Below are 13,419 nucleotides of genomic sequence, written 5' to 3'. Positions count from 1 at the left end.
GTCGGCCCAGCGCCGCGACACCAGGCCCGATGACCATGCCGCTGAACCTCAAATCCCTCACCAGCCTGCGGTTCTTCGCCGCCATGTGGGTCGTGGCCTATCATTTTTGGCCCAACCTCGGCCTGGCCATGCCCGCCGTAATCGCCAAGGGCTATCTGGGCGTTGAGCTGTTCTTCGTGCTCTCTGGCTTCATCCTTTGCCACGTCTACCTGGAAAATTTTGGCCAGGGTCGGTTCGACTACCGCGAGTTCCTCTGGGCTCGCCTGGCGCGGATCTATCCGGTTCATCTGGCGGTTCTGTTGGGCTTGATGCTGCTGATCGCGACGGCCGCCATGATGGGCGTTTCGGCGGGCGACAAGCTGCTGATCTGGCCATCCCTGCCAGCCCAACTGACCCTGACCCAGGCTTGGGGCCTGTCGCCGCTGGGCGGCTGGAACCATCCGTCCTGGTCGATCTCCGCCGAATGGTTCGCCTATCTGAGCTTCCCGGTCTTCGCGTTCTTGGCCTGGCGGCTGATCAGCCGGCCAAGACTGGCCCTGGTCCTGGCTTTGGGCTTGGTGGTGGCGCTCAATATCGGCTTCCCGGCCGTCGCCGGCTTTCCCCTGACCAAGGCTACCTTGCTCTGGGGAGCCCTGCGGATCGTGCCGTGTTTCGCGCTCGGCTGCGCGATCTGGCTGGCCTGGCGCGCTGATCTGGTCACCGGCAAACCCTCGGGCCTCGGCCTGACTCTCATGGCGCTGTCCGGCGTCGTGGCCGCGGCGCTCTTGCAGGCCCCGGACTTTGTCGCCGTGGCGCTGTTTGGCGCGCTGATCCTGGGTCTGGCGGCGATCTCCACCTCAGGCTCGTCATTCCTGGCCCAACCGGCCCTGGTCTATCTCGGCGAGGTCAGCTTCGCCGTCTACATGGTCTGCATTCCTTGGGAGTCGGTCTTCACCCAAGGCCTGGGCAAGGTCATCGGGCTGGAGCCCTCCCATATGCCCATAGGCTTGTGGCTGGCGCTCTATGTTGGGGTCATCCCCGTGGCCATGGTCTTGCATCACGCCGTCGAGCGGCCGATGCGCACGCTGATGCGCCGCCATGGTCCGCCCTTCGGCCGCGCCAGGGCGGCGAGCCCCGCCCCGGCCAACGCCTGATGACGGGGTCGCGTAAACAGACTAGGGTGAAGCCATGCTGAGACATGCGCTCGCTTTCCTGGCCGCCATGGCCGTCGCGTTCAGCCCGCTGGCGGTCAACGCCGCGCAGGCTGATTGCGACATGGCCGGCATGGACATGAGCGCGATGAGCATGACGATGCCCGCCGCTGAAACCGCCCCCGACACCGCCCAGCCAGACCCCTGTTGCGACCACGGCAAGGCGATGTCGGCCAAGGACTGCGCCAAGGCCTGCGCCACCAGTTGCGCGCTGGCGGTCGGGGTGCCCGGCGACGCGGCGATCAGCCATTCGCCGATCGTCTACCGCGTCGAGGTCAGTTGGTCCAACACCAGCGGCCAGACCCACGATCCCATCCCGGAAGATCCTCCTCCAAGATCGCTGATCTAGCGACCGGCCAAGCGCCGGTCTGACGCTTCCGCGCCCGCCGTCGTGCATCCCACACCCGGCCAAGCGCGCGGTCGCTTGCCCGCTCGCGGGCGCTTCAGATCACGATTTTCAAGGAACGATTCCATGACTCTTCGCACCACGATGCTGGCCGCCTTGGCCGCCGGCCTGACCTTCGCCGCCTCGGCCGCCCTGGCCGCCAAGCCCGCGCCTTGCAGCCACCTGCAGGCCCAGTCCCCGCCGTCCAATCCCAAGGACGTTTTCCGGACCGCCCTGCGCATCTGCGACATGCCGGCCAACTGCGGGATGATGTCGATGATGGCCGGCCCGGCTTCCCCGGCCAAGCCTGAAGCCACGGGCCCGACCCGCTAGGATCGGCTGAACCGGGCGGCGGGCAATCCCCTCCCGTCGCCCGCTCGGTCGGCTCCGGCGGACTGGCTGCAACCGCTCCGCCGGAGCGCCTCTCCCCTTCTCGCGCGGCGGCCGACGCCGCGCGCTACGCGACAGGATCTTCTGTTCAATGCGCTTCATACTGCTTCTGGCGGGCAGCCTTAGCCTGGCCAGCGCGGCCCAGGCTGGCCCTCTGACCTTCGAAGCCGCTCAGCGGCTGGCCCTGCAGTCACCGGCTCTGGATGGAACCGCCGCCGATCTGGAGGCCGCCAAGGCCCAGGGACGGGCGGCCGGCAAGTTGCCCGATCCCAGGTTACGGCTGGGTCTGGACAATGCCCCGATCTCCGGACCGCCGGCCGGGACGTTCGGCGGCGACAGCATGACCATGGTCAGCGTCGGCTTGATGCAGGATCGGCCCAGCGCCGCCAAGCGCGAGGCCGCGCGTCGAGCCGCTTCGGCCGAGGTCTCGACCGCCGGCGCCCGCCAGGCGCTGGTGGCGCGCGAGACGCGGCTGGCCGTCGCCCTGGCCTGGATCGATCTCTACTACACCGACCAGAAGCTGGCCGCGCTCGCCGCGGTCGAGAAAGCGATCACGCCGCTGCGCGACACCGCGCCGGCTGCCTTGACGGCTGGCGACGCTCGCCCGGGCCAGACCCTGGAAGCGCAACAGAAGCTGGCCCTGCTGGCCGATCGGCGCAGCGAACTGCTGGCCGACCGCGCCCGCGCCGCCGCCGAACTGACCCGCTGGACCGGAGAGCCAGGGCCACAACCCATCGGACCGGCGCCCGATTTTCCCATCGACCCCGAGACGCTGCGCGCCGGCCTCCCCGACCATCCCAGCCTCATGGCGCTGGATGCGGCGCGCCAAATGGCCGGAGCCCAGCTGGCCCAGGCCCGCGCCGAGGCCCATCCCGACACCAGTTGGGACATCGCCTATCAGAAGCGCGACGGCGCCTACGGCGACATGGTGTCGCTAGGAGTGACCTTCGGCCTACCGCTGTTTGGCCAATCCCGGCGCGAACCGCTAATCGCCGCCCAGAGCGCGCGGGTTCGCGGCGCGGAGAGCCAGAAGGCGGCGGGCGCGCGCCAACTTCTCGCCGCGCTGGAGAGCGACCTCGCAGACCACCAGATGCACCATGAGCAGTTGGCGAGGGCCCAAGAGACCTTGGCGCCGCTGGCCCAGCAGCGCGCCGACCTGGAGACCGCCAGCTACGGCGCCGGCCGCGCCAGCCTGACCGACGTGCTCGGCGCTCTGCTCGATCTGGCCGAGACCAAGCTTTCGATCCTCGACCGCCAAGCCCTCGTCACGCGCGACAGCGCCAAGATCAACCTGACCTATGGAACCGCGTCATGAGCCGCGCCACGACCCTTTCGCCCCGATCCCTGATCGCGGGCGCCGCCGCCATCGCCCTTCTGGCTGCGGCCGGGGGCTATGGCCTGGGCCAGTGGCGCAAGGCGCCCGTCCCGGCGGCGGGCGATGCGCCCGGCCGCAAGGTTCTCTACTGGTATGATCCGATGGTGCCGGCCCAACGCTTCGACAAGCCGGGCAAGTCGCCGTTCATGGACATGCAGCTGGTCCCCCGCTACGCGGACGAAGCCGCGAGCGCGGCGTCGCCTGGCGTGGCCGTCGATCCGCGCGGCGCCCAGACCCTGGGCCTGCGTTTGGCCCGCGCCGAGATGACGCCGCTCGCCTCTGGCTTGACCGTCCCGGGGTCGATCGACTTCAATCAGCGTGACCTGGCCATCGTCCAGACCCGAACCGCCGGCTTCGTCCAGCGTGTCTATGGCCACGCCCCCGGCGACATCGTCGCGGCCGGCGCGCCGATCGCAGACCTGCTCAATCCCGACTGGGCCGGCGCGCAGACCGAATATCTGGCCGTGCGCCGCGTCGGCGATCCGCGCCTGACGGCTGCGGCGCGCTCACGCCTGGTCTTGGCCGGGATGAGCGAGCCCTTGATCGCCGCGGTCGAGCGCGGCGGCAGGGTCCAGCCGATCTCCACGGTGCGCGCGCCGATCGGCGGGGTGATTCAGACCTTGGACGTCCGGGCCGGCATGAGCCTGACCTCGGGCCAGACCCTGGCGCAGATCAGCGGCCTGTCGAGCGTTTGGCTGATCCTGTCGGCCCCCGAGGCCCAGGCCGGACTGATCAAGATCGGCCAGGCGGTTTCCGCCCAGTTGGCCGCCTTTCCTGGCGAGACCTTCAACGGCCGGGTCAGCGCCATCCTGCCTTCCGCCCAAGTCGACAGCCGCACCCTGCAGGTACGGGTCGAACTGGCCAATCGCGACGGCCGGCTGCGGCCGGGCATGTTCGCCACGGCCAGTCTCGGGAGTGATGCGGCGCCGGTCCTGACCGTCCCCAGCGAGGCGGTGATCCGCACCGGCCGTCGGGACTTGGTGATGCTGGCCCAGGGCGGCGGCCGCTACCAGGCCGCCGAGGTCCGTGTCGGTCGACAGGCCGGCGGTCGCACCGAAATCCTCGGCGGCCTGAAGGCTGGCGATCAGGTCGTGGCCTCCGGCCAGTTCCTGCTCGACTCGGAAGCCAGCCTCGCCGGCTTGGAACCCAGGCCGCTGTCGGCGGATGAACCGGTGAACTCAATGCCGGCGGGTCCGGCCACGAAGTCCGCCGCGCCGGCGATGAAGCCGGCGCCGGCCGCCGCCAAGGCGCTGTTGCAAGCGGAGGGACGCATCGAGGAGATCACCGCCGATACCATCACCCTGAGCCATGGACCGGTGCCGGCGATCGGCTGGCCGGCGATGACCATGACCTTCAAGCTCGATCCGCCAAGCCTGGCTCGGGGATTGAAGGCGGGCGACCAAGCGGCGTTTGGCTTCGAACAACGTCCTGACGGGCCCGCCGTGCGCAGCCTTCGCCGCGTGGAGGCCAGCCGATGATCGCCGCCGTCATTCGCTGGTCGCTGGGCAACCGCTTCTTCGTGCTGCTCGGGGCCCTGGTCCTGCTGGCCGGCGGGCTGGTGGCGCTGCGCGAAACGCCGCTCGACGCCCTGCCTGATCTCTCCGACGTCCAGGTGGTGATCCGCACGCCAGCCCAGGGCCAGGCGCCGCGCCTGGTCGAGGACCAGATCACCTATCCGCTGGCCACCACCATGCTGTCGGTGCCGGGCGCCAAGACCGTGCGCGGCTATTCCTTCTTCGGCGACAGCTTCGTCTATGTGCTGTTCGCCGACGGGACCGATCCCTATTGGGCCCGCTCGCGGGTCCTGGAATCGCTGAGCCAAGTCCAGAGCCGGCTCCCGGCCGGGGCCCGCCCTGCCCTGGGTCCCGACGCCACGGGTGTGGGATGGATCTTCGAATACGCCCTGGTCGACCGAACCGGCCGCCATGACCTCAGCCAACTGCGATCCTTGCAGGACTGGTTCGTGCGCTATGAGCTCAAGACCCTGCCGGGCGTGGCCGAGGTGGCCAGTATCGGCGGCATGGTGCGTCAGTACCAGGTGGTGCTCGACCCGCAGAAGCTGGCGGCCTACGGGGTCACCCACCAGGCCGTGGTCGACGCGCTGAACCGGGCCAACCAGGAAGCCGGCGGCTCCGTCGTCGAGATGGCCGAGGCCGAATACATGGTTCGGGCCAGCGGCTATCTGAGCAGCCTGGACGACTTCGCCGCCGTACCGGTCAAGACCGCGGCCGGCGGCGTGCCGATCGCCCTGGGTCAGGTCGCCACGATCCAGATCGGACCGGAGATGCGCCGAGGGGTCGCCGAACTCAATGGTCAGGGCGAGGTTGCCGGCGGCGTGGTCGTTCTGCGTTCGGGCGAGGACGCGCGCGCCACGCTCAAGGCCGTGCAGGACAAGCTGAAGACGCTCAAGGCCAGCCTGCCGCCAGGCGTTGAGATCGTCACCACCTACGACCGATCGGGCCTGATCGACCGCGCCATCGACAACCTGAAATCCAAACTCTTCGAGGAGTTCATCGTCGTCGCCCTGGTCTGCGCGCTCTTCCTTTGGCATCTGCGCTCGGCCCTGGTGGCGATCATCGCCCTGCCCCTGGGCGTGCTGGCCGCCTTCATCGTCATGCGGGCCCAGGGCGTCAACGCCAACATCATGTCGCTGGGCGGCATCGCCATCGCCGTCGGGGCCATGGTGGACGCGGCCGTGGTGATGATCGAGAACGCCCACAAGCATCTCGAACGTTGGGCGCACGACCATCCCGACCAAACGATCGGCGATCGCGAGCGCTGGGACGAGATCGCCGCCGCCGCCGTCGAGGTCGGCCCGGCCCTGTTCCTGAGCCTGCTGATCATCACCTTCTCGTTCATCCCGGTCTTCACCCTGCAGGGCCAGGAGGGGCGGCTGTTCGCGCCGCTGGCCTTCACCAAGACCTATGCCATGGCGGCCGCGGCCCTGCTGTCGATCACCCTGATCCCAGTGCTGATGGGCTATCTGATCCGCGGCAGGATCCCGGCCGAGACCGCCAACCCGATCAATCGGGCGCTGAGCGCGCTCTACGCCCCGGCCCTGGACTGGGTGCTTGGGCGTCCGCGCACCACGCTGGTCATCGCCGCCCTGGTCTTCGCCACCACCCTGGTCCCGCTGTCGCGGCTGGGCGGCGAGTTCATGCCGACCCTCGACGAGGGCGACCTGCTCTACATGCCCTCGGCCTTGCCCGGGCTGTCGGCCGCCAAGGCCAGCGCGCTGCTGCAGCAGACCGATCGGCTGATCAAGACCGTGCCCGAGGTCGACAGCGTGTTCGGCAAGGCCGGCCGCGCGGAGTCGGCGACCGATCCGGCCCCGCTGGAGATGTTCGAGACCACCATCCGCTTCAAGCCGCGCGACCAGTGGCGCCCCGGCATGACCCCGGAAAAGCTGGTCGAGGAATTGGACCGCACGGTGGCGGTGCCGGGACTCTCCAACGTCTGGGTGCCGCCGATCCGCAACCGCATCGACATGCTGGCCACCGGGATCAAGAGCCCGATCGGGGTCAAGGTGTCGGGCGCGAACCTTGATGACCTCGATCGGGTCGCCCAGCAGATCGCCCAAGTCGCCAAGACCGTGCCAGGGGTCAGTTCGGCCCTGGCCGAGCGATTGACCGGCGGGCGCTATGTCGATGTCCGCATCGATCGGGCCGCCGCCGGCCGCTACGGCCTCAACATCGCCGACGTCCAGGCTATCGTCTCGGGCGCGATCGGCGGCCAGACGGTGGGCGAGACCGTCGAGGGCCTGGCCCGCTATCCGATCAGCGTGCGCTATCCGCGCGAGGTGCGCGGCGATCTGGAGGCCTTGAGGGCGCTGCCGATCCTCACCCCGTCCCTGCAGCAGATCACCCTGGGCACGGTGGCCCAGGTGGCGATCAGCGAGGGCCCGCCGATGCTCAAGAGCGAGAACGGGCGGCCGACCACCTTCGTCTATGTCGATGTGCGCGGGCGCGACCTGTCTTCGGTCGTCGCCGATCTGCAGCGGGCAGTGGCCAAGGACATCAAGCCGGTCACCGGCGTGACCATCAGCTATTCGGGTCAGTTCGAATATCTGCAGCGGGCGGTCGAGCGGCTGAAGATCGTCGTGCCGGCGACGCTGCTGATCATCTTCGTGCTGCTCTACCTGACCTTCCGCCGCTTCGACGAGGCGGCCCTGATCATGGGCGCCCTGCCCTTCGCCCTGACCGGCGGCTTCTGGGCGCTCTACCTATTGGGCTTCAACCAGTCGGTGGCCACCGGGGTCGGGTTCATCGCCCTGGCGGGCGTCTCGGCCGAGTTCGGGGTGGTGATGCTGATCTATCTCAAGCAGGCCTTGGCCGAGCGCCAGGGTGTTCTGAGCGACGCCGACCTCAGCCAAGCGATCCGCGAGGGCGCCTTGCTGCGGGTCAGGCCCAAGGCCATGACCGTGGCGGTGATCCTGGCGGGGCTGATCCCGATCCTGATCGGCCACGGCGCCGGCTCGGAGGTGATGAGCCGGATCGCCGCGCCGATGATCGGCGGCATGCTCAGCGCGCCGCTGCTGTCGATGTTCGTGGTTCCGGCCGCCTATCTGCTCATCGAACGTCGGCGTCTTAGTCGGCCTCGCGGCCCCACCATTGCTCATGGATAGCCGGCTAACCGCAGCATGGCCCGCCATCCCCGGCCTGGATCGGCGGGCAGGCGACGTCGCCGTAAGAGCAGTAGACGCAGCAATCGCCCCGCTTTGGCTTGAGCACCACACCGCAACCCTTGCAGTCGTAGAAATACTGGCAAGCGTCCGTCGGCATGGTTTCGGTCTCGCGATGGCCGCAATGCGGGCAGGTCAGCGTGGATCCAAGCGTGATCGGTTTGCGGGTCATGCGCGAGCGCTTCGGATAAGGGTCAAAGCCCAAGGCTCGATGATCGGGCGCCAGGCCAAGGCGAGGAGAACAAGAAGCGTCGCCGCGCTGAGCAGGCCGATCGCCAGCCGCGACGGCGCGCGGTCCGTGCAGTCGCCTCGACGCGGCCGGCTCCGCCGCCAAGTCACGATCCAGCCGGCGGCGATCACGCCAAGCGCCGCGAGCGTGAGCCAGACGCGCTGGCCGGCGGCCCAGCTCAAACCGCCCAGCCCCAAACCCGCCAACGCCAGGGACAAAGGCAGAACGCAGCACGCGGACCATGCGAAAACGGCCCCGAACGCGGCGAGAACCGCCGCGCCGCTCAAGGTGTTCTCCGCTACGCGGCGGGTCCTGTCGCCGGTCTCGGGGCGAGAACCGCTTTTGGTCGTCATATCGTCGTCTCCTGGCGCGTGCGCCACCAGGATGCCATCTGTAGCGGCTACAGACTCAAGCCCCAATCGCAAGGCCCTCCGATGTCCCCCCAGACGATACAGATCGGCCAGCTATCTCGCCTCACCGGCTGCAACATCGAGACGATCCGCTATTATGAGCGCATCGGCCTGATGCTGACGCCGCCACGCAAGGGCCGCTACCGAAGCTACGGCGATGGTGACGTGGCGCGTCTGGGTTTCGTGCGTCGCGCGCGGCAGTTGGGCTTTACCTTGGAGACGGTGCGCGTGCTGCTGGACCTCTCGGCTGGGCCGCAGGGCGCATGCACCGATGTGCGAGACCTTGCGGCGGCGCACCTGAATGACGTGCGTTCGCGGATCGCGGATCTGAGACGGATGGAAGCGGTTCTGACTTCCTCGGTGCAAGCCTGCGACGCCGGGCGCGAGTCCGGCTGCCCGCTGATCCAGACGCTTTATGCGAAGCCTGTCGCCTTGCAGGCGTGACGGCCGCCCCGGCGGACTTGGTCGTCCGCGCCAAAGGTCGGGGTGGCCAAGCGGTCAAGCCGGAGTCACACGATAGCCGGCGGCGGCGATCGCTGCCGATATGCGGTCCGAAGCCGCGGCCGTGGCAATTTCCAGTCGTCGCCCTGCGATATCGGCCCGAACCTTGGCATGGGCGTCCACGCCGCACACGGCCTTGGTGACGGTGGCGACGCAATGGCCGCAGGTCATGTTCTCGATGGTGTAGCGAAGCATCTTGTTCGTCCTTGTTCGACTTCGCTGCAACAGATGGGGCTTCCCATCATGGCAAGGTCAAGAGGCGCCTCGCCGAAATCCTGCTGAGGGATCGGCCTGGGCCGGCGCGTATCTCTCTGGCGCAGGACGGCCCTCTCCGGTCGATCCGCACCGACAGGAGACAAAATCGATGAAGACCTTCCTCGCCGCCGGCGCCCTGTTCCTGGCCCTCACCGGCCCCGCCCTTGCTCAATCCGACATGAAGATGGGCGATATGAAGATGGGCGATATGGCGGGCATGAAGCACGACGCCGCGCCCGCCCCGGCCAAGACGGCCGACGGCCAGGGCGTGATCAAGGCGATCGACGCCAAGGGCGGCACGGTGACTTTGCAGCACCAACCGATCCCGGCGCTGAAGTGGCCGGCCATGACCATGAAGTTCAAGGCCGCTCCGAACGTTCTCAAGTCGTTCAAGGTCGGTCAGGCCGTCAATTTCAAGCTCAAGCCGATGGGCGCTGCGGCCGAAGTCGTGGCGATGTCGGCCAAGTAGCACTTCAGGACGGTTCGCCCGGCGCATCAACGCGGCGGGCGAACAGGTCCGGTGGCCGGCGACGGCCCCGCGGCGCGCGGCGGATCGGCGACCTTGAGGTTGACGCTCGCGGCCTTGGTCGGTTCACCGACGGGCTGAAGGGTGAAGGCCAGCACCCAGTCGCCGGTCATGGGCAGGTCGGCGCGGAACCGAAGCTGGTCATAGTCGAGCGAAGGCTCGAAAAAGGCGGGAAACACCGCTGTTCCACGCCCCGAGGTCAAGCTGACCGTGGCGTCGCGCGCCGACAATCGCGGCATAATGCGGGCGGGTTCGACGGGAGTGACTTTCACCATAATGGTCGTCGCCACGCCGCGGGTCAGGTTTGGCGAAACGGCCTCGAACCTGTAGTCGGCGGCGTTGCCAGCCAGCGGCCCCGCCATCAGGCAGACACCCGACAGCCAAGCCAGAGGCCGCTTCACCGAAAGCCCCGGGACGGAGCTGGCTCGCGCCGTGGCGGCGCGCCCGAACCGAGGTCGGCCAGGATCGGACAGTCGGGCCGATCATCGCCCGCGCAATCGCGAGACAGGTCGCGTAGCGTGTCGGCCATGGCCTGCATCTCCACGATCTTGGCCTCTAGTGCCTGGACATGCCCATCGGCGATCGCCTTAACCTCGCGGCTGGGCCGGACACGGTCGCGCCAGAGCGACAACAGGTGAGTGATCTCCTCGACCGAAAATCCCAGCGAACGGGCGCGGCGAATGAACCTCAGCTCATTGACCTCACGCTCGCTGAAGCTGCGATAGTTGCTGTCGGTGCGGCCGGCGGGCGTGATCAGTTTGATCTGCTCATAGTAGCGGATCATCTTGGCCGAGACCCCGGACGCCTTGGCCGCCTGTCCGATGTTCATGCGTGCGTGCTCCTTGGCTTGGCGGCGGGCAGAGGCGAGGTGAAGGCGCGCAGGCGCAAAGCGTTGGACAGGACGCTGACGCTGGACAGCGCCATCGCGCCGGCCGCCACCATCGGCGAAAGCGACAGACCAAAGGTCGTCGCGAGCGCGCCCGCCGCCACCGGGATCAGGACGACGTTGTAGCCGAAGGCCCAGACCAGGTTCTGGCGGATGTTGCGCAAGGTCGCCCGGCTCAGCGCCAAGGCGTTGACCACGCCGCGCAGATCCCCGCCCATCAGCACGACGTCGGCGCTCTCGATGGCGATGTCTGTCCCCTGCCCCATGGCCAGGCCGACATCGGCGCTGGCCAGGGCCGGCGCGTCATTGACGCCGTCGCCGACGAACGCCGTCGCGCCATGGCGGGCGCGCAGCGCCGCGATCGCCTCGGTCTTGCCCTGGGGCAGCACCTCGGCCACGACCTCGTCGATACCGAGGATTTTGGCGACCGCCTCGGCGGTGCGGCGATTATCGCCGGTGATCATCGCCACCTTCAGGCCCTGGGCGTGCAGGGCGGCTATGGCGGCCGGCGCGGTTTCGCGAATGGGATCGGACACCGCGAGAATGGCCGCCAGTCGTCCGTCGAGCGCCACATAGAGCGGGCTCTTGCCGGCGTCCCCTAGGCGGGCGGCGTCCCTGGCGAAGGGCCCGACGTCCAGCGCCAGGCGCAGCATGTAGCGATCGGCGCCGATCTCGACGCGGTGGCCGGCCACGATCCCTTGCGCTCCAAACCCTGGCGTCGAGGCAAAATCGCTCAACGCGCCGAGCGTCGCGCCTTCGGCCTTGGCCGCGGAGACGATGGCCTGGGCGATCGGGTGCTCGGAACGCGCCTCGACCGCGGCCGCCAGGCCCAGGACCTCGCCCCGGCCAAACCCTTCCGCGAGGATCAAATCGGTCAGTTCGGGCCGGCCTTTGGTCAGGGTGCCGGTCTTGTCGAGCGCTACGACCTTGGCGTCCTGCAGCGCCTGCAGGGCTTCGCCACGGCGGAACAGAACGCCCAGCTCGGCGGCTCTGCCGGTCCCGACCATGATCGAGGTCGGCGTGGCCAGACCCATGGCGCATGGACAGGCGATGATCAGCACCGCCACCGCGTGAACGAGCGCCAAGCCCAGGGCGGGCGACGGGCCGAACACCAGCCAGGCCAGGAAGGTCGCGACGGCCACGGCGATGACGGCGGGCACGAACCAAGCGGTGATCTTGTCGACCAAGGCCTGGATTGGGAGCTTGGACCCCTGCACGGCCTGGACCATGCGCACGATCTGGGCGAGCAGGGTGTCGCCGCCGACCTTGGTCGCCTTGAACCGCAAGGCGCCGGTGGTGTTGACCGTGCCGCCGACCACCAAGGCCCCGACGGACTTCTCGACGGGGATCGGCTCCCCTGTGATCATCGCCTCATCGACAAACGACACACCGTCGATAACGACGCCATCGACCGGGAGGCGTTCACCAGGACGGACCAGCACCAGATCGCCGGGCACGACCTCGCCGATGGCGACCTCGACGGCCTGGCCATCGCGTTCGACCCGCGCGGTCTTGGCTTGCAGGGTCATCAGCCGCTTGATCGCCTGGCTCGTCGCGCCCTTGGCCCGGGCTTCGAACCATCGACCCATCAAGATCAGGGTGACGATGACCGCGGCGGCCTCGTAGTAGACGCCGTCCGTCCCGGCCGGCAGCAGGCCCGGCGCCAGGGTCCCGACCAGCGAATAGCCGAAGGCCGCGCTCGCGCCGAGCACGACCAGGCTGTTCATGTCGGGCGTCAGGCGCAGCAGGTTTGGGACGCCCTTGCGATAGAAGCGCAGTCCAGGCCCGAACAGCACGATGCTGGCCAGAACCAGGCTGATCAGCCGCCAGGCTTGCTCGCCTAGCGTCGCCGCCAGCAGATGGTGGGCGCCTGGGACGAAATGGCGGGCCATCTCGACGACGAAGAGCGGCGCGGTGGCCAGGGCGGCGATCAGAACCGCGCGCTTGAGGCCAGCGATCTCCGCCTCGCGGGCCTTGGCTTCGTCGTCGCCGGCGTCGCCGCTGGCGTCTGGCGCCAGGCTCGCCGTGTATCCCGCCTCGGCAACTACCTTGATCAGCGCATCGGGGTCCAGAGCGCCGCGCGCGCCGCTGACGCTAGCCCGTTCTGTGGCCAGGTTGACCACCGCCCGCTCAACCCCAGGCGCCTTCAGCAACGCCTTTTCGACGCGAGAGACGCAAGATGCGCAGGTCATGCCGACAATGCGCAGATCGATCGTCTGATCGACGAGATCATAGCCGGCCTGGCGGATCGCGGCGCCGATCGCGATGGGATCGCCGCCTTCAACGTGAACGCGCTTGGCCGCGAGATTGACGCTGGCGGACGTCACGCCCGGCACGGCGGCAACCGCCATTTCGACCCGCCGCACGCAGGACGCGCAGGTCATTCCGACCACGGGCAGGTCCAGGATGTTGAGGTTTTGGTCGGGCATCGACTGTCTCCTGTTCTCGATGCCCAGCTTTGTGATCCCTCCCATCATGGGAAGGTCAAGGCGGTGTTTGGCGGCGCCCGAGAGGTGTACGCGCCGGCCCAGGGCTTCCCCTCATCGGAAGGTTTCTCTGCAAGTCGAAAAACACTCACCACACACACGACA

Annotated in this window: 14 protein-coding genes; 8 read left to right on the top strand and 6 right to left on the bottom strand. The window is 68.5% G+C overall.

All coding sequences use genetic code 11. The features are described from left to right. Positions 1–29: 29 nt before the first annotated feature. The 6 genes from ACW175_RS09700 (at position 30) to ACW175_RS09675 (ending at position 7,964) form a co-directional block, all read left to right on the top strand. Positions 30–1,133, top strand: a complete 1,104-nt coding sequence (locus ACW175_RS09700) for an acyltransferase family protein (protein WP_099578330.1) — start codon at positions 30–32, stop codon at positions 1,131–1,133. Between the two features lie 34 nt (positions 1,134–1,167). Next, on the top strand, positions 1,168–1,539 hold the full coding sequence (locus tag ACW175_RS09695; RefSeq protein WP_012286360.1) for a hypothetical protein: 372 nt from the start codon (positions 1,168–1,170) through the stop codon (positions 1,537–1,539). Positions 1,540–1,662: 123 nt separating this feature from the next. Then, positions 1,663–1,908, top strand: coding sequence for a hypothetical protein (locus ACW175_RS09690; RefSeq protein ID WP_099578332.1), 246 nt, complete (start codon positions 1,663–1,665; stop codon positions 1,906–1,908). Between the two features lie 148 nt (positions 1,909–2,056). Further along, positions 2,057–3,280 (top strand): TolC family protein, encoded by a 1,224-nt coding sequence (locus ACW175_RS09685; protein ID WP_099578334.1) that lies wholly within the window; start codon positions 2,057–2,059, stop codon positions 3,278–3,280. Continuing rightward, on the top strand, positions 3,277–4,818 hold the full coding sequence (locus tag ACW175_RS09680; protein ID WP_099578336.1) for an efflux RND transporter periplasmic adaptor subunit: 1,542 nt from the start codon (positions 3,277–3,279) through the stop codon (positions 4,816–4,818). The genes ACW175_RS09685 and ACW175_RS09680 overlap by 4 nt, the downstream gene beginning before the upstream one ends. After that, complete coding sequence (locus ACW175_RS09675) at positions 4,815–7,964, top strand: efflux RND transporter permease subunit (protein WP_492104307.1); 3,150 nt, start codon at positions 4,815–4,817, stop codon at positions 7,962–7,964. The genes ACW175_RS09680 and ACW175_RS09675 overlap by 4 nt, the downstream gene beginning before the upstream one ends. Positions 7,965–7,968: 4 nt before the next feature. Here the strand turns inward: ACW175_RS09675 and ACW175_RS09670 are convergent, their stop codons facing one another. Then, positions 7,969–8,193 carry a GDCCVxC domain-containing (seleno)protein gene (locus ACW175_RS09670; protein ID WP_099578340.1) on the bottom strand — a complete coding sequence of 75 codons (225 nt, stop codon included), beginning with the start codon at positions 8,191–8,193 and terminating at the stop codon, positions 7,969–7,971. Beyond that, positions 8,190–8,537 carry an MFS transporter permease gene (locus ACW175_RS09665; RefSeq protein ID WP_099582283.1) on the bottom strand — a complete coding sequence of 116 codons (348 nt, stop codon included), beginning with the start codon at positions 8,535–8,537 and terminating at the stop codon, positions 8,190–8,192. Before ACW175_RS09665 ends, ACW175_RS09670 begins: the two co-directional genes overlap by 4 nt. A 147-nt stretch (positions 8,538–8,684) precedes the next feature. Between ACW175_RS09665 and ACW175_RS09660 the strand changes: the two genes are divergently transcribed. Continuing rightward, positions 8,685–9,104 (top strand): MerR family transcriptional regulator, encoded by a 420-nt coding sequence (locus ACW175_RS09660; protein ID WP_099578342.1) that lies wholly within the window; start codon positions 8,685–8,687, stop codon positions 9,102–9,104. A 54-nt stretch (positions 9,105–9,158) separates the two neighbouring features. Here ACW175_RS09660 and ACW175_RS09655 read toward each other — a convergent pair whose 3' ends face one another. Then, a complete protein-coding gene (locus ACW175_RS09655; RefSeq protein ID WP_099578344.1) occupies positions 9,159–9,356 on the bottom strand; it encodes a heavy-metal-associated domain-containing protein in 198 nt (65 codons plus the stop codon). Between the two features lie 169 nt (positions 9,357–9,525). On the opposite strand from ACW175_RS09655, the gene ACW175_RS09650 reads away from it, so the two are divergent. After that, on the top strand, positions 9,526–9,885 hold the full coding sequence (locus ACW175_RS09650; RefSeq protein ID WP_099578346.1) for a copper-binding protein: 360 nt from the start codon (positions 9,526–9,528) through the stop codon (positions 9,883–9,885). A 26-nt stretch (positions 9,886–9,911) separates the two neighbouring features. On the opposite strand, the gene ACW175_RS09645 is transcribed toward ACW175_RS09650, so the two are convergent. Genes ACW175_RS09645 through ACW175_RS09635 form a run of 3 tightly spaced genes read right to left on the bottom strand, consistent with a single transcriptional unit; the run spans position 9,912 to position 13,257 of the window. After that, positions 9,912–10,343: a hypothetical protein gene (locus ACW175_RS09645; RefSeq protein ID WP_143324384.1), complete on the bottom strand. Its 432-nt coding sequence runs from the start codon at positions 10,341–10,343 to the stop codon at positions 9,912–9,914. Continuing rightward, positions 10,340–10,771, bottom strand: coding sequence for a Cu(I)-responsive transcriptional regulator (gene cueR / locus ACW175_RS09640; protein WP_099578350.1), 432 nt, complete (start codon positions 10,769–10,771; stop codon positions 10,340–10,342). Before cueR ends, ACW175_RS09645 begins: the two co-directional genes overlap by 4 nt. Further along, complete coding sequence (locus tag ACW175_RS09635) at positions 10,768–13,257, bottom strand: heavy metal translocating P-type ATPase (RefSeq protein WP_099578352.1); 2,490 nt, start codon at positions 13,255–13,257, stop codon at positions 10,768–10,770. The genes cueR and ACW175_RS09635 overlap by 4 nt, the downstream gene beginning before the upstream one ends. Between the last annotated feature and the right edge of the window lie 162 nt (positions 13,258–13,419).

This window comes from Caulobacter sp. FV1ye6ST (assembly GCF_058681225.1).
The sequence above is the reverse complement of the archived record's forward strand: the minus strand, read 5'-3'. Positions and strand labels throughout refer to the sequence as shown.